Source organism: Stenotrophomonas acidaminiphila, assembly GCA_002951995.1.
GTDB lineage: Bacteria > Pseudomonadota > Gammaproteobacteria > Xanthomonadales > Xanthomonadaceae > Stenotrophomonas > Stenotrophomonas acidaminiphila_A.
In genome coordinates this window covers 1,888,939-1,905,686 of record CP019797.1, presented here as the reverse complement: position 1 = coordinate 1,905,686, position 16,748 = coordinate 1,888,939, and the positions used below count along the sequence as shown (strand labels likewise).

Below are 16,748 nucleotides of genomic sequence, written 5' to 3'. Positions count from 1 at the left end.
GCTGGAACCGGAACGGGGTTGGGACACAGCTCTCTCCTGCGGTCAGGTGCCCCGGGACATCGGGACACCGGCTCATGACTTTGTAAGAAAGGGCGGTGGTGTCGGATCACCGCCGCCCGGCAACGCCCGTGCGCGGTCCGTGGCGGACCGCGCGACGGATACTTCAGTGCGCCTGCGCGCCGGCGGCGGCCAGGCCGATGCCGCGCACCGCGGGTGCGGCCGCCGCCACGCGCACCGTGCCCGGCGCGGCGGCCAGCCGGAACTGTGAGACCGCCTCGCTCAGCTGGTGCGCCTGCTCCTCCATCGCGCGCGCGGCGGCGGTGGCTTCCTCCACCAGCGCGGCGTTCTGCTGGGTGGTCTCGTCCATCTGGGTGACGGTCTGGTTGACCTGTTCGATGCCGGCGCTCTGTTCCTGCGAGGCGGCCGAGATCTCGGCCATGATGTCGGTCACCCGCTGCACCGAGGTCACGATCTCGCCCATGGTGCTGCCGGCCTGATGGACCAGCGCCGAGCCTTCGGAAACCTTGTCCACCGAATTCTCGATCAGCTCCTTGATCTCCTTGGCGGCGCCGGCCGAACGCTGCGCCAGGGTGCGCACTTCCGAGGCGACCACGGCGAAGCCGCGGCCCTGTTCGCCGGCCCGCGCCGCTTCCACCGCGGCGTTGAGCGCCAGGATGTTGGTCTGGAAGGCGATGCCGTCGATCACGCTGATGATGTCGGCGATCTTCTTCGAGGAGGCCTCGATGTCGGCCATGGTGGTGACCACCTGGCCGACCACCTGGCCGCCCTGCGAGGCGACCCCGGCCGCGCCCTGGGCGAGTTGGTTGGCCTGGCGCGCGTGTTCGGCGTTCTGGCGCACGGTGGAGGTCAGTTCCTCCATCGAGGCGGCGGTCTCCTCCAGGTTGGCGGCCTGCTGCTCGGTGCGGCGGGAGAGGTCGTTGTTGCCGGTGGCGATCTCCGAGGCGGCCAGGTTGATGCTGGACGCGGCCTGCTGGATGCGGCCGACGATCGAGGTCAGCTGCGCCACGGTGGCGTTGGCGTCGTCGCGCATCCGCGCGAACACGCCCTGGAACTCGCCGTGCATGCGCGCGGTCAGGTCGCCGCGGGCGATGGCCTGCAGCAGGCTGGAGGTCTGCGCCAGGCTGTGGTCGGTGGCCTCCATCATCGCGTTGAGGTTGTGCACCATCTGCCGGAAATCATGCTCGAAGCGCTGCTCGTCGCCGCGCTGGCTGAAATCGCCGGCGGCGGCGGCGCCGCTGAGGCGGCGGATCTCGCTGCTGATGGCGGTGAGGTTGCGCTTGATGGTGGCCATGGTCTCGGTGATCTCGGCCTTCTCGCCGGGCAGCGCCGGCATGTCGCGGGTCAGGTCGCCCACGGCATAGCGCTGGGCCAGCTCGATCACCTGCATCTTGACTCCGATGTGGTTGCCGACCAGCTGGTTGGTGCCGGCGACCATCACCCCGTAGTCGCCGGGGAACGCGGCCTGGTCCATGCGGTAGCTGATGATGCCGGCGTCGTGCTGGCGGCCCATTTCCTGCTGCGCGGCGATCACCGCCTGCAACTGCGCCTGCATGCGCTGCATCGAGGACAGCAGCTTGCCGACTTCGTCGCGGCGCGAGGCGTCGATGCGGCGGTCGAGCTTGCCAGCGGCGACATCGTCGGCCACGCGCACCGCTTCGCCCAGCGGCTGGGTGATCGAGCGGATGATGGCCCAGCCCAGCAGGGCGGCCAGCAGCAGCGACAGCGCCATGCCGGCGGCCACCGCCATCAGCGACCGCTGGTAGGCCTGCCGGGACGCGGCCACATCCCGGGCCAGCTGTTCCTGGTTGTACTGGGACATCTGCTTGAGCTGGTCGAACAGCAGGCGGCGCAGCTTGCGCGATTCGTCCGAGGAGATGCTCCGCGCGGTGTCGAAATCGTCGGCGGCGATGGCCGCGGCAATGCGCTCGTGCGCGGCGAAGTACGCCGCACGGTGCTGCTTGAGTTTCTCGTACATCGCCAGTTCTTCCGGCGTGTAGTCGGTGTCGATGTCGTCGTAGGCCTTCTCGGCGGCCTCGATCAGGCCGCGGGTGTCGGCCAGGCGCTTGTCGTAGTCGGCCAGCTGCTCGGGGTTGCCCTGGTAGCTGAGCTGCGCCTGCTCATAGGTACGGAATTCGCCCAGCTGCGCGCGCATCTCGCCCAGCTGCTGCACCGCCGGCATCCAGTTGTTGTTGATCTGCTCGATCTGGGTGTTGGCGAGCATCATCCGCCACAGCGAGAAGCCCCCCATCAACAGGGTGATCATGCAGGTGATGCAGAAGGCGAGGGCAAGTTTCCGCGTGATCGAAAGGTTCTGGAACCATTTCATCGCAGATATCTCCAGTGACAGGCTCAGCGACGGGCAGGCCCGGCGCGCCTGCATGACGTCATCAATGTGGAAGGGCCGCGACGGGAGGCCTGCACCCCGGGGTGCACATTTGCGGTATCGGCGCTGGCGTCCGCTTCTTGACGTCCGTGCAGCCGCCGGCGGCGGGTTCCGGACGAACGGCAGGGCGGCCCGCCGGTGGCCTCAGAAATGCAGCTGCGCGCGCAGCTGCACTACCTCGGGCTGCCAGTGCGCGGTGCCACGGCGGGCGTCAGCGTGGACGTAGTTGGCTTGGAACTTCAGGTGGTTGCCCAGGTACCAGTTGGCACCCACGGTCCAGTTGTGTTCGCGGCCGCCACGGATCAGGCCATCGTCCAGGTCGATGCGGCTGTAACGCGCCAGCAGCTCGACGGCACCGTGCCTGCCGGCCGGGCGCGGATTGGCGACGTTGCCGCCGCTGTAAGTGCGCGATTCGCCGGTCAGCAGCCAGCTGCCGGCCAGGTACCAGCCGTCGCTCCGGTAGTGCGGCAGGGCGTGGCGGCGGGTGGTCTGCTGCAGGTACTCGCCCTGCAGCGACCACGGGCCTTCGATCCACAGTGCCTCCAGGCCGCGGCGGTCGATGCGCTCGACCTCGCGCAGGGTGCCCGAGTCGACCAGCCGCAGCGACGTCAGCGACGCCTCCGGCCTGGCCCGCCAGCGCACGCTCGGCGCGACCTCCACGCCCAGGCCGTTGGTTTCGGTGTCGGGACGCTCGCGGGTGCTGGAAATGCCCAGGTGCAGTACGTGCGAGGCCTGCTTGCGCGGGGTCCAGGCCAGCCGCGCGGCGAGGCTGTCGCCGCGGTTGTTGCCCTGCAGGTCGTGGCGGTAGGCGCCGGCGTTGAACAGCCAGCGCGGCCGCTCCAGCGCCCAGTCCACGCCGATACGGCGGCCTTCGTAGAACGCCTGCGTCGGCAGTGCGTTCTCCATGAAGGCGCCGCTGCGGGTGGCGGTATTGCCTTCGAAGCCCAGCGGCAGCTTCATCTGCCCGATGCGCCACTTGCCCAGGTCGCGGCCGGTCAGGCCCTTGCTCTCCAGGCGCAGGGCCACGTCCAACCAGGTGTCGGACTGGAAGTCGTAGGAGGCGGTGAAGTCGTACAGGCCCTTGCGCTTGATGGCGACGCCGAACTCCTTGCGGCGCCAGTCCTGGTCGTTGTCGAGGGCGGCGCCATCGGCGTCGAAGCGGTTGACGTCCCAGGCGAAGTTGCCGGTGAGCGTGGCCTCGGTGCCGTTGGCCAGGGCGAGCCGGGGGGGCCATGCGTCGGCCTGCGTGCCGGCAAGGGCCGGGGCGGCGAGGGTGAGCAGGGCGAGCGGGGCGAGGCGATGCATGCGGGTGTCCTGGAGCGAGGGGGCGGCACGCCGGGGCGTGGGCCGGGTTCGGTGGGGCTTCCCGCGCCGCGGGTGGCGCGGGAAGCCGTATCCGTACGCCATGCGGCGCGCGGCGGAGCGGGTTGCGGGGAGCAGGATGCGGCGGCAACGGCAGGGGGGCGGTGCCGCGCCGGCGCGGGAAGCACCCCGGCACAAGCATCCCGGCACCGCCGCGCGGCCTGGCGTGCATGCCAGGCCATGGCGCGACGCGGTGGGCCGATCAGGCGGCCTGCGGCAGCCGCAGCGAGCGCACCAGCCCGCCGACGTCGACGATCAGCGCGACCCGCCCATCGCCGAGGATGGTGGCCCCGGAGACGCCGCCGATGCGGCGGTAGTTGTTCTCGATGTTCTTGACCACGACCTGCTGCTGGCCGAGCAGTTCGTCCACTTCCAGGGCGATCTTCTGGCCGTCGCCCTCGACGACCACCACCAACGGGTCGGCGTGGCTGTCCTGGCGGTAGCCGTAGTACTGGCCCAGCGACAGGATCGGCAGGTACTCGCCGCGCACGCGCAGCACCCGGCCTTCGCCGGCCATGGTGCGGATGTCCTCGGCCTTGGGCTGCAGCGCCTCGAGCACGTAGGCCAGCGGCAGGATCAGCGTCTCGCCGGCGACCGAAACGGTCATGCCGTCGAGGATGGCCAGGGTCAGCGGCAGCCGGATCAGCACCCGGGTGCCGGCGCCGGTCTGGCTTTCCAGCTGCACTTCGCCGCCCAGCGCCTGGATGTTGCGGCGGACCACGTCCATGCCGACGCCGCGGCCGGACAGGTCGGTGACCGCATCGGCGGTGGAGAAGCCCGGCTGGAAGATCAGGTCCCAGACCTGGGTGTCGGTCGGGTTGTCGGGCACCGCCAGCCCGCGCTCCTGGGCCTTGGCCAGGATCTTGTCGCGGTTCAGGCCGCGGCCGTCGTCGCTGACCTCGATGACGATGTGCCCGCCCTGGTGCGAGGCGGCCAGGGTGATGGTACCCATCTCGTCCTTGCCGGCCTGGCGGCGCACGTCGGGCATTTCCAGGCCATGGTCGATCGAGTTGCGCACCAGGTGCACCAGCGGATCGGCGATCTTCTCGATCAGCCCCTTGTCCAGTTCGGTGCCTTCGCCGATGGTGCGCAGCCGCACCTGCTTGCCCAGGCGCGAGGACAGGTCGCGCACCAGCCGCGGGAAGCGGCGGAACACCGCGTCCACCGGCAGCATGCGCACCCCGATCACCGCTTCCTGCAGGTCGCGGGTATTGCGTTCGAGCAGGTCCAGCCCGGCCAGCAGGCGTTCGGCGTGCGAGGGATCCAGGCCGCCGGACACCTGCTTGAGCATCGCCTGGGTGATCACCAGTTCGCCGACCAGGTTGATCAGCGCATCGACCTTGTCGACGCTGACCCGGATCGAACTCTCGGCCTCGTGGCCGCCCGCCGCGGCGGGCGCCGCGGCTGCCGCCGGGCGCGCGGCGGCGACCACCTCGGCGGCCACTTCCTGCGCCGGCGTCGGCGCGTGCGTGGCCAGGCTTGGCGGGGCGATGATCGGCTGGATGTCCAGCTCGCAGTCATCCACCACCCAGGCGAAGGTGTCTTCGATCTTGCTGCGCGGGATGCGCCCGGTCAGGCCCAGGTCCCAGGCGATGTAGGCTTCCAGCGGGTCCATCTGCTCGAAGCCGGGCAGCCGCTCCATGCGCGCCTGGACCTGCAGCGTGCCCAGGGTTTCCAGTTCGCGGATGATGCGCAGCGGATCGTTGCCGCTCATGAACAGCGACGGCGCCGGCACGAAGCCGATCTGCCAGCCGTCCGGCTCGGTCGCGGGGGCTTCCTGGCGGGCCGCGGCCGGCGCGGCGGCCGCGCCGGACAACACCGCTTCCAGGCGTGCCTTGACCGCGGCGACCAGCGCCGGGTCGGCCGCCTGGCCGTGTTCGGCCTCGCGCAGCAGCGCGCGCAGCACGTCCACCGAGGACAGCATGGCATCGACTGCGGCGCTTTCCAGCGCACGCTTGCCGGCGCGCAGCTCGTCCAGCAGCGTTTCCAGCACGTGGGTCAGGCCGGCGATGGCCTCGAAGCCGAAGGTGCCGGCGCCGCCCTTGATCGAATGCGCGGCGCGGAACACCGAATTGATGATTTCCGGATCCTGCTGCCCGTCCTCCAGTGCCAGCAGCCCGGCCTCCATGGCGTCCAGCCCTTCGCGGCTTTCCTCGAAGAAGGTGGCGTGGAAACGTTGCAGGTCCATGCTCATGGGCGCGCTATCCGGTCGGGTTCGGGGCGGTGGGTGGGCGATCAGCCCAGGACTTTCTGGACGGTGGCGACCAGCTGTTCCGGGTTGAACGGCTTGACCAGCCAGCCGGTCGCGCCGGCGGCCTTGCCCTCGGACTTCTTGTCGGCGGCCGACTCGGTGGTCAGCATCAACATCGGCGTGAACTTGTAGTCCGGCAGCTGGCGCAGTTCGCGGATGAGCGAGATGCCGTCCATGTTGGGCATGTTCACGTCGGTGACCACCGCGTTGAACCTGGCGCCCTTGGCACGGCCCAGGGCGATGGCGCCGTCCTCGGCTTCCTCGACGGAAAAGCCGGCCGAGGTGAGGGCGAAGGCCACCATCTGGCGCATCGACGCCGAGTCGTCCACCACCAGGATTCGAGCGCTCATGCAACGTTCTCCACAGAATTCGATTTGTCAGGGGTTGCGTCCAGGCCCAGGGCCTGGAGGACGCCGAGCAGGCGCGCGGCGTCGCGGAAAGTGTCGGTAGCGTCGTCGAAGACGGTGGCATGGCCGGCCTGGCGGCGGGCCTGGACGAAGGCACACAGCACCTGAATGGCGGCGGTGTGCACCCGCCCCACCTGGCTGGCATCCACGCGCAACGCGCCGCTCTGGCCCAGGTGCGGGGCCAGGTGTTGCTTCAGGTCGCTGGTGGACTCGATACCCAGGTCCTGCGCCAGTGCCACAGTGCTCATCGTTGCTCCGGAGAGACGGTACTGGACCAGTTAACGGCAGCGCTGGAACGATCTTTAAGGGGCGCGGGCACAGGCGCGTGAATTCGTGAACTGGCGCACGGAACGGCGGCCGCGCCAGGCGGGTGTCCGCTGCCGGCGCGCATCCGCCTTCAGCGCTCGCACTGCAGCAGTTCCGAGGCGTCGAGCAGGATCATCGGCTGCTGGCCGATGCGCGCCACGCCGCGGAACAGGGTGTTGGAGATCTGGCAGATGCGGGCGGTGTCGGGCGGCTCGATCTGCGATTCGGTCAGGTTGGCCACGTCCTCGACCGCGGACACCCGCAGGCCGAGCACCTCGCCCTTTTCCTCGAGCACCACGATGCGGGTCTGGCTGCCTTCGCCGACCGCGGCGAAGCCCAGGTGCAGGCCCAGGTCGATCACCGGTACCACCTGGCCGCGCAGGTTCATGATGCCGAGCATCGAGGCGGCGGTGCCGCGCAGGCCCAGCAGCGGCACCGGCAGCACCACTTCCTGCACCTTGAGCAGCTCCAGTGCATAGGCCTGGGCGCCGCAGCGCAGGCGCAGCCAGCGCGAGGTGCGCTCGCTGGCGCGGCGCTGCGGGCGCTGCGGCTCGCGCGCCTGTGCCTGCAACGCGGCCCAGACGTTGTTGCCGTCCGCCGCCGCGGGCGCGGGGCCGGGTTCGCTGGCCGCGGGCGGGGCGGCGGTCCGCGCCAGCGCGGGCGTGGCGGCCGGGGCCGGGGCGGGATCGGGGTCGGGGCCGGCGCAGCTGGCGCGGTCACCGCCGGCGCCGCCACCGCTGCAGGTGGTGCCGGGGTGGGGATGACCGGGTCGGCGCGGGCCGGGACCGGCGCGGCCGGGACGGGCGCGGGTACGGCCACCGGCGCGTCAGCCGCGGCCGGCGCCACGGCGACGGCGACCGGCGCCGCTGCCGGTGCCGGCGCAGGGATCGCGTCGAGCAGCAGCTCGCCCAGGTAGTCGTCCAGTACGTCGGTGCCGTTCATGCCGCGCGCTCCAGTTGCGCGGCGTCCTCGGCGCGCAGCCATTCGAGCGCGCGCCGGTAGGCCGACAGCCCGCGGCCCGGGTAGGCGTCGTCGTGCGCCGGGGCGGTGAGGGTGGCCGGGGTGCTGATGCGGGTGTCGATCGGAATCGCGTCTTCCCACACGCGCTCGCCATGCCGGTCCTGCATCTGCCGCAGGGTTTCGTTGCCGGTGCGGGTACGGCGGTCGAACAGGGTCGGCAGGATCGACACCGGCAGCGGCCGGCCGCGCGAGCGCTCGACCATCTGCCCGGTGCGCACCATGCCTTCCAGCCCGTGCAGCGCCAGGGGTTCGGCCTGGGTGGGAATGATCAGCCGGTCGGCCGCGGCCAGCGCGTTGATCATCAGCAGCCCCAGGGTCGGTGCGCAGTCGAGCAGGATGTAGTCGTGGCGCTGCCCGTGCTGCGCCAGCGCATGCTGCAGGGCCAGGCCCAGGCCCGGCTGGTTGGCGCTGCGCCGTTCCAGGGTGGCCAGCGCGGCCTGCGCGCACAGGTAGTCCAGCCCGGGGATGGCGCTGCCACGCGCGAGCGCGGCGATCTCGCCGGGCGGGGTGGCGAACAGTTCCAGCACGCCCGGCGGCGGCGGGTCCAGCGGTACCCCGAAGGCCCGGGTCAGCGAGGCGTGCGGATCGAGGTCGATCAACAGCACGCGCTGGCCCAGCGCGGCCAGGCCGCGCCCCAACGCCAGCGTCGTGGTGGTCTTGCCGACGCCGCCCTTCTGGTTGGCAATGGCCCAGATACGCATCAGTGCACTCCTTCTATTGCTGCCGGCAAGGCCGGTCCGGACGTGCGCGCGGGCGCCTCGGCGCCGGCGGCATCGCGGGTGGGTTGTGCGGCGTCGACCGTGGTCGCGCCGTCGGCCAGCGCCTCGGCGCTGGCGGCCGAATCGGCCAGGATGATGACCATGACCCGGCGGTTGCGGTTGCGGCCCTCGGCCAGCGCGTTGCTCTCGCGCGGGCGGAACTGGCCGTAGCCCATCATCGCCAGCCGCTGCGGCTGCACGCCGTGGTCGGCGAACAGGTGCACCACGCTGGCGGCACGCGCGGCCGACAGTTCCCAGTTGGACGGGTATTGCGCGGTGGCGATCGGCATGTCGTCGGTATGGCCTTCCACGCGCACCCCGTTGGGTACGTCGCGCAGCACGTCGGCCAGCTTGCCCAGGGTCTGTCGCGCGTCGGCGTCCAGCGCCGCCGACCCGGTGGCGAACAGGATGTCGCTGTTGATCTCGACCTCGATCCACAGTTCGGTGCGGCGCACGCTGATCACGCCTTGGCTGACCAACGGCGCCAGCGCCCGGGTCAGCTTCTCGGCGATCTGCCCGAGCTGGCGTTCGGCGCGCTGCAGCTGCTCGCGGTCGCGCAGCGATACCGGGCGCGTCATCTGCGACGCCATCGACGGCAGCCGCGTCGGGTCGGAAACCGCGCCGCCGGTCATGCTTGGCGCGCGGATCACCGCCGGCGTGTCGTGGCCGCCGCCCTGCAGCTGCTGGTGGCCGACCTGGACCTGGGTGATGGTGCGCGGCGCGCCGCCGAAGGCGGTGGTCAGGGCGTCGGCCATCACCCGGTACTTGCCTTCGTTGAGCGAGGAAATGGCGTACATCACCACGAAGAAGGCCAGCAGCAGCGTCATCAGGTCGGCATAGGGGATGGCCCATGCCTCGTGGTTGGCGTGCTCTTCGTGGGACTTGCGGCGTGCCATGGTTCAGCCCACGAAGCCGGCCAGGCTGGTTTCGATGTTGCGCGGGTTCTCGCCATGGGCGATGGCGATCAGCCCTTCGATGATCATCTCGCGCTCGCGGCTGTTGTGCGCGATCACGCTCTTGAGCTTGGCCGCGACCGGCAGGAACAGCAGGTTGGCCGAGGCGATGCCGTAGATGGTGGCGGTGAACGCGGCGGCGATGCCGTGGCCGAGCTTGCTCGGGTCGGCCAGGTTCTTCATCACCGCGATCAGGCCCAGCACCGCGCCGATGATGCCCAGGGTCGGGGCGTAGATGCCCATGCCCTCGAACACCTTGGCCGCGGCCAGGTCGCGGTGTTCCTGGCCGCTGAGTTCGATTTCCAGCATGTGCCGGATCGCGTCGGGCTCGACGCCGTCCACCACCAGCTGCAGGCCCTTGCGCAGGAACGGGTCGTCCTGCATCTCCACCTGCGGCTCCAGCCCGAGCAGGCCCTGGCGGCGGGCGATGTTGCTCCATTCCACGATCTGCCGGATCAGCGCCTGGCGGTCGCTGGCCGGCGGCTGCACCACCCAGCGCACGATCCTGAAGGCATGGCGGAAGATCGCCGGCGAGGTATGCAGCAGGATCGCCGCCACGGTGCCGACGATGACGATGACGAAGGCGGCCGGCGACCACAGCGAGGACAGGCCGGCTCCCTTGAGTATGCTGCCACCCACCAGCGAGGCCAGTGCGAGGAAGAGTCCGATGATGCTGAGTCTGTCCATTTTACGGATATCGGCGTTTGCGCGGGGTACTTGAACGGGTGGGGGGCGGCCGCGGGCGCGGGCCCGGCGGGCGGGTGTGGCCGCGGGCTGCGGCGGTCATGCGCCGCTACCGGCGCGACCGGTGGGCTTACTCCTGGCTGCGCAGCCCGTCCACGTCCAGGATCAGCGCCATGCGGCCGTCGCCGATCAGGGTGGCGCCGGCATAGCCCTTGAGCCCGCGCAGGGCCTTGGGCAGCGGCTTGATCACCACTTCCTCGCGGCCCCGCACCTGGTCCACGACCAGGCCGAAGCGGGCCTCGCCGATCTGCAGCACCACGATGGTGAGCAGGGTCGACTGCGCCGGTTCCACGTCCAGCCACTGGCGCAGGTCGACCAGCGCCAGCGTGTGCGACTTGCGGTCGAGCACGGCGCGGCCGTCGAACCAGCCCAGCGAGGTGCGCGGCGCGTGCAGCACTTCCATCACCCGTGCCAGCGGCAGCGCGTAGATGTCCTCGCCGGCCTGCACCAGCAGGGTCGGCAGGATCGCCAGGGTCAGCGGCACGCGGATCAGGAAACGGCTGCCGCGGCCCAGCTCCGACTGGATCTGGATCTGCCCGCTCAGCTCGCGGATGCGCGACTGCACCACGTCCATGCCGACGCCGCGGCCGGAAATGTCGGTGACCTGCTGCTTGGTCGAGAAGCCCGGCAGGAACACCAGGTGCAGGCACTCCTCGCTGCTCAGCCGAGCCGCCGCTTCCGGGTCCAGCAGGCCCTTCTCGCGGGCCTTGGCGCGCAGCCGCTCGGGGTCGATGCCGGCGCCGTCGTCCTGCACTTCGATGCTGACGTAGTCGCCTTCCTGCTGCGCCGACAGCCGTACCCGGCCCATGCGCGGCTTGCCCTGCGCTTCGCGCAGGTCGGGCATTTCCACGCCGTGGTCGATGGCGTTGCGAACCAGGTGCACCAGCGGATCGGCCAGCGCCTCGACCAGGTTGCGGTCGAGCTCGGTCTCGGCGCCGATCAGCTCCAGGTCCACTTCCTTCTTGAGGCTGCGGGCGACGTCGCGGGCGACCTTGGGGAAGCGCGAGAACACCTTGCCCACCGGCTGCATGCGGGTGCGCATGACCGCCGACTGCAGGCGTGCGGTGGCGATGTCCAGGGTGGAGACGGCGCGGTCCAGTTCCTCGTCCTTCAGGCGCGTGCGCAGGGTCTTGAGCCGGTTGCGCGAGAGCACCAGTTCGCCGATCAGGTTGACGATGGCGTCCAGGCGCTTGGTGTCCACGCGCACGGTCTGTTCCGGTTCGACCGCGGCCTTGGCCGCGGCCGGTGCCGGTGCCGGTGCCGGCGTCGATGCGGGTGCCGGGGGCGCGACGCGCGCGGGTGCGGCCGGCGTGGTGGCCGGCAGGGCGCGGGCGCCGGGCGCGGCACCGCCGTGCAACTGGTCGAGCAGGCTTTCGAATTCGTCCTCGGTGATCAGGTCGGCGCCGGCCTTGGCGGCGGGCGCGGCGCTGGCCGCGACGGGGCGGCTGCCGGGTGCGGCGCCGCCATGCAGCTGGTCCAGCAGGCTTTCGAACTCGTCCTCGGTGATCAGCTCGTCGCCGCCCTTGGCGGCGGGCGCGGCGCTGGCCGGCGCCGGGCGGGTGCCGGGCGCGGCGCCGCCGTGCAGCTGGTCGAGCAGGTTCTCGAACTCGTCTTCGGTGATCAGGTCGCCGGCCGTCGCCGGCGCGGCCACCGCGACCGGTGCCGCCGGGGCCGGGGCCGCATCGACGTCGAACAGCGCGATCAGCGACGGCGGCGCGTGCTGCGGATCGGTGCCGGCCGACACCGCGTCGAGCATCGCCTGCAGCCAGTCCAGCGACTGCTGCGCGGCGTCGAAGTGGTGCGCCTGCAGCACCGCCTTGCCCGAGCGCGCCATGCCCAGGGTTTCCTCGGCGGCGTGGCACAGCTCGACCATGGCGTTGATGCCAAGGAAGCCGGCGCCGCCCTTGAGCGTGTGGAAGCCGCGGAACACCGCGTTGAGCTGGTCGTTGTCCTGGGGCGACTGCTCCAGGGCGACCAGCTGTTCGCCGAGGCGATCCAGGATTTCCTGGGCCTCGATGATGAAATCGGCGGCGATGTCGTCGGCGAAGGCGCTCATGGCATCACAGCCCCAGGTTGGAGAGCAGGTCGTCGGCGTCGTTCTGGCTGACGGCGTGGCGGTCGATGCCTTCCAGCGCCGGGCCGGCGAGGCCGCGGCCACGGGCCTCGTCTTCCGGCGGCGGCAGGCCGAGCGCGCCGAAGCCCTCGTGCACGCGGCGCACGATGCCGACCACGCGGCGGATGATCTGCCCGGTCAGGTCCTGGTAGCTCTGGGTCAGGGCGATCTCGGTGAGGTTGTGGCGGATGCGCTCCAGCGCCTGCTCGTGTTCGATCGCCGGCACGCTGCCCTCGCGCAGGCCGCTGACCAGCTCGCGGCACTGCTCGGCCAGGTCCAGGGTGCGGTGGGTGGCCTTTTCGGTCATCTCCACCACGTGGTCCAGGCGCGCGCAGGCGTCGTCCAGCTCGCCGGCCTCGGTGGGCACCGTCGGCAGTTCGCCCAGGGCCTGGCCCAGCTCGCGCGCCAGCCGCCCCAGCCCGGCCATCATCGGCTGCGTGCGCAATGCCGCCAGCGCGTCGATTTCCCGGCGCCAGCCGTGTTCGTCGCCGCTTTCCAGCGCCGCCAGCGCGTCCTGCAGGTGCTGCACCAGGATCGATTTTTCGCTCGGAGTTCCGCTGGGCATGGTCATCAGGCGCTCGCCGCCAGCCGCTCGAAGATCTTGCCGAGCTTCTCTTCCAGGGTCTGCGCGGTGAACGGCTTGATGATGTAGCCGTTCACGCCGCACTGCGCGGCCTCGATGATCTGCTCGCGCTTGGCCTCGGCGGTGACCATCAGCACCGGCAGGGTCTTGAGCTTGGCATCGGCGCGGATCGCCTTGAGCAGTTCGATGCCGGTCATCACCGGCATGTTCCAGTCGGTGATCACGAAATCGAACGGCTGGCTGTTCAACAGCGCCAGCGCGGCATGCCCGTCCTCGGCTTCGGCGGTGTTGGTGAAGCCCAGGTCGCCCAGCAGGTTCTTGACGATGCGCCGCATGGTCGAGAAGTCGTCGACGATCAGGATCCGCATGTTCTTGTTCAAAAGGTGTTCCTCTTCATGGTTCGACGAGGCCGGCGTCGGCCGCCTCGAAAATCTTCAACCGGCCACGCAGCCGCAGCATGGCCTGGCCGTGGATCTGGCATACCCGCGACTCGCTGACCCGAGCACCGCGCCGATCTCCTTCAGGTTCAGCTCCTGCTCGTAGTACAGCGACAGCACCAGTTGTTCGCGTTCGGGCAGCTGGCCGATCGCCTTGCCCAGTTCCTCGCCGAACTGGCTGCGCTCGAGCACCTGCTGCGGGGTCGGGCCGCCGGTGGCCGGGGTGTCCAGTTCGCCCTGGTCCTCGATCCGCGATTCCAGGCTCAGCACCTGGCCGCGCGCGGCGTCCTCGATCAGCCGCATGTACTCGGGCAGCGGCATGTCCATGGCCTGCGCCACTTCGGTCGCGCTGGCGGCGCGGCCGGTGGCCTGCTCGATGCGGCGGATGGTCGCGGCGGCGTCGCGGGCGCGGCGGTGCACCGAGCGCGGCACCCAGTCGCCACGGCGGATCTCGTCGATCATCGAACCGCGGATGCGGATCGAGGCGTAGGTCTCGAACGAGGCGCCCTGTTCGGCGTCGTAGCTGCGCGAGGCTTCGATCAGGCCCATCATGCCGGCCTGGATCAGGTCGTCGATCTCGACGCTGGCCGGCAGGCGCGCCGCCAGGTGGTGGGCGATGCGCCGCACCAGGTCCGAATGGCGGGCGATGCAGTCGTTGGCGCTGGCGCGCTGGACTTCGCGGTAATGGGCGGCCGGGTTCATGTCGCCACCCCGCGCTGGATGATGCGCTCCAGGAAGAACTCGACGCCGCCGCGCGGCTCGGTCGGCGCCTGCCAGCGGGCGGTGCGGCGGGCGATCTCCTGCAGCGCCAGCGCCGCCGGCGCCGACGGGTACAGCTTGACCACCGGCTGCTGGCGCTGCACCGACAGCCGCAGCCAGTCGTCCTGCGGCACGCAGCCCAGGTAGTTGAGCGAAACGTCGGCCAGGAACTTCTCGCACACCCGCACCAGCTTCTCGTACAGCATGCGGCCTTCGTTGGGGTCGCGGGCCATGTTGGCCACGACCTGGATGCGGTCCACCCGCGCTCGCGCGAGAGCACCTTGATCAGCGCGTAGGCGTCGGTGATCGAGGCCGGCTCGTCGCATACCACCACCACCGTGTCCTGCGCGGCCTGGCAGAAGGTCAACACGCTGTCGGTGATGCCGGCGGCGGTGTCGATGATCATCACGTCCAGGTCGCGTTCCAGCTCGGAGAACACGTTGACCAGGCCGACGTGCTCGGCCGGCTGCAGTTCGGCCATGTGCCGGCGGCCGGACGCGGCCGGCACCACCAGCAGGCCGTCGGGGCCTTCGATGATCACGTCCTCCAGGGTGCAGCGCCCGGCGACCAGGTCGGCCAGGGTGTGCTTGGGCTGCAGCCCGAGGATGACGTCGATGTTGGCCAGGCCGAGGTCGGCGTCCAGCAGCAGCGTGCGCTTGCCCATGCCGGCCAGCGCCACGGCCAGGTTGGCCGAGACGTTGGTCTTGCCCACGCCACCCTTGCCCCCGGTCACCGCGATGGTGCGCACGGGGCCCGCGGGCTGGCGGCGGGTGGCCGACAGCGGGAAGGCATTGGTCAGCTTGGCGTACTCACGCGACGGCATGGTTCAACTCCGGATTGCAGGGCATATCGGCCGCGCGGCGCAAATCTTCAAGGCGCAGCACCAGATTGGCCGCCGAGGCGCGGTGCAGGTCTTCGGGCACGTCCTGGCCGTCGGTCACCCAGGTGATCGGCAGGCGGTGGTCCACGGCCACCGAAAGGGCCGAGCCGAAGCGGCCGGTCTCGTCCAGCTTGGTCAGCACCACGCCCTGCGGGTTGGCCGCGCCGAAGCGGCGCACCACCTCGTCCATGTCCTGGAAGCTGGTGTTGGCCGGCAGCACCAGCAGGGTGCGGATCTGGCCGGCGGCACGCAGCCACTGCAGCTGCGCGGTCAGGGCGCGGTCGCGCTGGCCGAGCCCGGCGGTGTCGATCAGCACCAGCTTGTAATCGGCCAGGCGCTCCAGCAGCTGGTTGAGGTTGGTGCCGCTGCTGGCCTCGTGCACGGCGATGCCGAGCTGGCGGCCGAAGCCGTACAGCTGCTCGCGGGCGCCGATGCGCTGGGTGTCGGTGGTGACCAGGGCCACGTCGCGCGCGGCATGGGCCTCGGCGAAGCGCGAAGCCAGCTTGGCGATGGTGGTGGTCTTGCCGGCGCCGGTCGGGCCGACCAGGGCGATCACGCCGCCGGCCTCGATCGGGTCGACCGGGGCGATCGGCAGTTTCTTGGAGATCAGGCCCAGCATCAGCCCGCGGGCGCGCGCCGGGTCGGTATCGGCCGGCATCTGCACCGCCACGTCGCGGGCCAGGCCGGCGTCGAAACCGTACTCGTCCATCAGGTCCAGCGCATTGGCGCGCACCGGGCTGCCGCGCAGGCGCTCGTCGGTGAAGCGGTTCATCTCGCGCTCGATCAGCTGGCGCATGCCGGCCACTTCCTGGCGCAGTTCGGCCAGCTGGCGGTCATCGCGCGGTACCGCCGGGACCACGCTCAGCGCGGGCGCGGCGACGGCGGGGTCGGCCGCCGGTGCCGGAACATTGACGCTGAGCGGCGTCGATGCCGGGGCCGGTGCCGGCGCGGCGATGGCGGGGGCGGGGGCGGGCAGTGCCGGTTCCGCGGCCGCGACCGCCACGGGCGGCACCGCCAGCGCCGGTTCGCTGGGCGCGGCGGCTGCGGGCAGCGCCGTGGCCGGCGCGTCCAGCGGCGGATCGATCGCGAAGTGGGCACGGTTACGGGCGGCCGGTACCGGCGCCGTCGCGGCGACGGCAAAGCCTTCGGGACGGAACGCCGGCACCACCGGCGCATCGTCCTGCAGCGCCGGGAAGGTGGCGAAGATCTGTTCCGGCAGCGCCGGCGGGGGCGCAGCGACGGCCGCCGGCGCGGGCTGCGGCTTGAGCAGCGACGAGAAACGGCTGCCCGGGGCCAGCTCGAGGCTGCTGTCGATCGAGCGCCCGGTGGCGCCGACCGCCGAGCGGGCGAGGGCGGCCACGGCCGAGGCGGTGGCCACCACCGGTTCCGGCTCCGGCGCCTTGCGGCGGGTCACCGCGGCGATGATCGCCTCGGCGGCGCTGCGCGGCTTGGGCGCCGGCGGCGGTGCCGGGCGGGCGGCCTCCAGGGCGCGCTGCACCACGCTCTCGTCATAGTGCGCGGCCGCCACGATCTCGACGCCTTCCTCGATCCGGCGGTTGGACAGGATGACGGCGTCGGGGCCATGTTCCTTGCGCACCAGGTTCATGGCGGTGCGCATGTCGGCGGCGACGAAACGTTTGATCTTCATGCTGGAGTACCGGGAATTCGTGTGCGGGTGCGACGCGGGAGCAGTAGCGTTGGCGGTGTCGTGCATGGCGGTGCGTGCTCCTCGTCCTTCGTGTGTGGCGGTGGCCGGCCTGGTGTCCGTTCT

The 16,748-nt window shown here is 71.1% G+C and carries 11 protein-coding genes and 4 pseudogenes; all 15 read right to left on the bottom strand.

Annotation, left to right across the window (positions count from 1 at the left end; genetic code table 11):
- Positions 1 to 72 precede the first annotated feature (72 nt).
- Positions 73 to 2,347, bottom strand: a pseudogene (locus B1L07_08590) (methyl-accepting chemotaxis protein).
- Positions 2,348 to 2,548: 201 nt separating this feature from the next.
- Positions 2,549 to 3,709 (bottom strand): porin, encoded by a 1,161-nt coding sequence (locus B1L07_08585; GenBank protein ID AUZ55135.1) that lies wholly within the window; start codon positions 3,707 to 3,709, stop codon positions 2,549 to 2,551.
- 259 nt (positions 3,710 to 3,968) lie between these two features.
- A complete protein-coding gene (locus B1L07_08580; protein AUZ55134.1) occupies positions 3,969 to 5,960 on the bottom strand; it encodes a chemotaxis protein CheA in 1,992 nt (663 codons plus the stop codon).
- 41 nt (positions 5,961 to 6,001) lie between these two features.
- The gene (locus tag B1L07_08575; protein ID AUZ55133.1) at positions 6,002 to 6,367 is read right to left on the bottom strand and encodes a response regulator; all 366 of its coding nucleotides are present in this window, start codon (positions 6,365 to 6,367) and stop codon (positions 6,002 to 6,004) included.
- The gene (locus tag B1L07_08570; protein AUZ55132.1) at positions 6,364 to 6,672 is read right to left on the bottom strand and encodes an anti-anti-sigma factor; all 309 of its coding nucleotides are present in this window, start codon (positions 6,670 to 6,672) and stop codon (positions 6,364 to 6,366) included. Before B1L07_08570 ends, B1L07_08575 begins: the two co-directional genes overlap by 4 nt.
- A gap of 149 nt (positions 6,673 to 6,821) precedes the next feature.
- A pseudogene (locus B1L07_08565) lies at positions 6,822 to 7,492 on the bottom strand (chemotaxis protein CheW).
- A gap of 176 nt (positions 7,493 to 7,668) precedes the next feature.
- A complete protein-coding gene (locus tag B1L07_08560; GenBank protein AUZ55131.1) occupies positions 7,669 to 8,451 on the bottom strand; it encodes a chromosome partitioning protein ParA in 783 nt (260 codons plus the stop codon).
- A complete protein-coding gene (locus B1L07_08555) occupies positions 8,451 to 9,404 on the bottom strand; it encodes a flagellar motor protein MotD (protein AUZ55130.1) in 954 nt (317 codons plus the stop codon). Before B1L07_08555 ends, B1L07_08560 begins: the two co-directional genes overlap by 1 nt.
- A 3-nt stretch (positions 9,405 to 9,407) precedes the next feature.
- Positions 9,408 to 10,148, bottom strand: a complete 741-nt coding sequence (motC, locus tag B1L07_08550; GenBank protein AUZ55129.1) for a flagellar motor protein — start codon at positions 10,146 to 10,148, stop codon at positions 9,408 to 9,410.
- 127 nt (positions 10,149 to 10,275) lie between these two features.
- Positions 10,276 to 12,261, bottom strand: coding sequence for a chemotaxis protein CheA (locus B1L07_08545; GenBank protein ID AUZ55128.1), 1,986 nt, complete (start codon positions 12,259 to 12,261; stop codon positions 10,276 to 10,278).
- 4 nt (positions 12,262 to 12,265) lie between these two features.
- Complete coding sequence (locus tag B1L07_08540) at positions 12,266 to 12,889, bottom strand: chemotaxis protein (protein AUZ55127.1); 624 nt, start codon at positions 12,887 to 12,889, stop codon at positions 12,266 to 12,268.
- Complete coding sequence (locus B1L07_08535; protein ID AUZ55126.1) at positions 12,889 to 13,281, bottom strand: response regulator; 393 nt, start codon at positions 13,279 to 13,281, stop codon at positions 12,889 to 12,891. Before B1L07_08535 ends, B1L07_08540 begins: the two co-directional genes overlap by 1 nt.
- A 13-nt stretch (positions 13,282 to 13,294) precedes the next feature.
- Positions 13,295 to 14,040 (bottom strand): annotated as a pseudogene (gene fliA, locus B1L07_08530) (RNA polymerase sigma factor FliA).
- A pseudogene (locus B1L07_08525) lies at positions 14,037 to 14,920 on the bottom strand (cobyrinic acid a,c-diamide synthase). The pseudogenes fliA and B1L07_08525 overlap by 4 nt, the downstream one beginning before the upstream one ends.
- Complete coding sequence (locus tag B1L07_08520) at positions 14,907 to 16,625, bottom strand: flagellar biosynthesis protein FlhF (protein AUZ55125.1); 1,719 nt, start codon at positions 16,623 to 16,625, stop codon at positions 14,907 to 14,909. Before B1L07_08520 ends, B1L07_08525 begins: the two are co-directional and overlap by 14 nt.
- Positions 16,626 to 16,748: the final 123 nt, after the last annotated feature.

Bases quoted from the DNA above. Each gene is read 5' to 3' on its own strand.
- B1L07_08585 (AUZ55135.1), bottom strand. From the start codon at position 3,709: ATGCATCGCCTCGCCCCGCTCGCCCTGCTCACCCTCGCCGCCCCGGCC.
- B1L07_08580 (AUZ55134.1), bottom strand. From the start codon at position 5,960: ATGAGCATGGACCTGCAACGTTTCCACGCCACCTTCTTCGAGGAAAGC.
- B1L07_08575 (AUZ55133.1), bottom strand. From the start codon at position 6,367: ATGAGCGCTCGAATCCTGGTGGTGGACGACTCGGCGTCGATGCGCCAG.
- B1L07_08570 (AUZ55132.1), bottom strand. From the start codon at position 6,672: ATGAGCACTGTGGCACTGGCGCAGGACCTGGGTATCGAGTCCACCAGC.
- B1L07_08560 (AUZ55131.1), bottom strand. From the start codon at position 8,451: ATGCGTATCTGGGCCATTGCCAACCAGAAGGGCGGCGTCGGCAAGACC.
- B1L07_08555 (AUZ55130.1), bottom strand. From the start codon at position 9,404: ATGGCACGCCGCAAGTCCCACGAAGAGCACGCCAACCACGAGGCATGG.
- motC (AUZ55129.1), bottom strand. From the start codon at position 10,148: ATGGACAGACTCAGCATCATCGGACTCTTCCTCGCACTGGCCTCGCTG.
- B1L07_08545 (AUZ55128.1), bottom strand. From the start codon at position 12,261: ATGAGCGCCTTCGCCGACGACATCGCCGCCGATTTCATCATCGAGGCC.
- B1L07_08540 (AUZ55127.1), bottom strand. From the start codon at position 12,889: ATGACCATGCCCAGCGGAACTCCGAGCGAAAAATCGATCCTGGTGCAG.
- B1L07_08520 (AUZ55125.1), bottom strand. From the start codon at position 16,625: ATGAAGATCAAACGTTTCGTCGCCGCCGACATGCGCACCGCCATGAAC.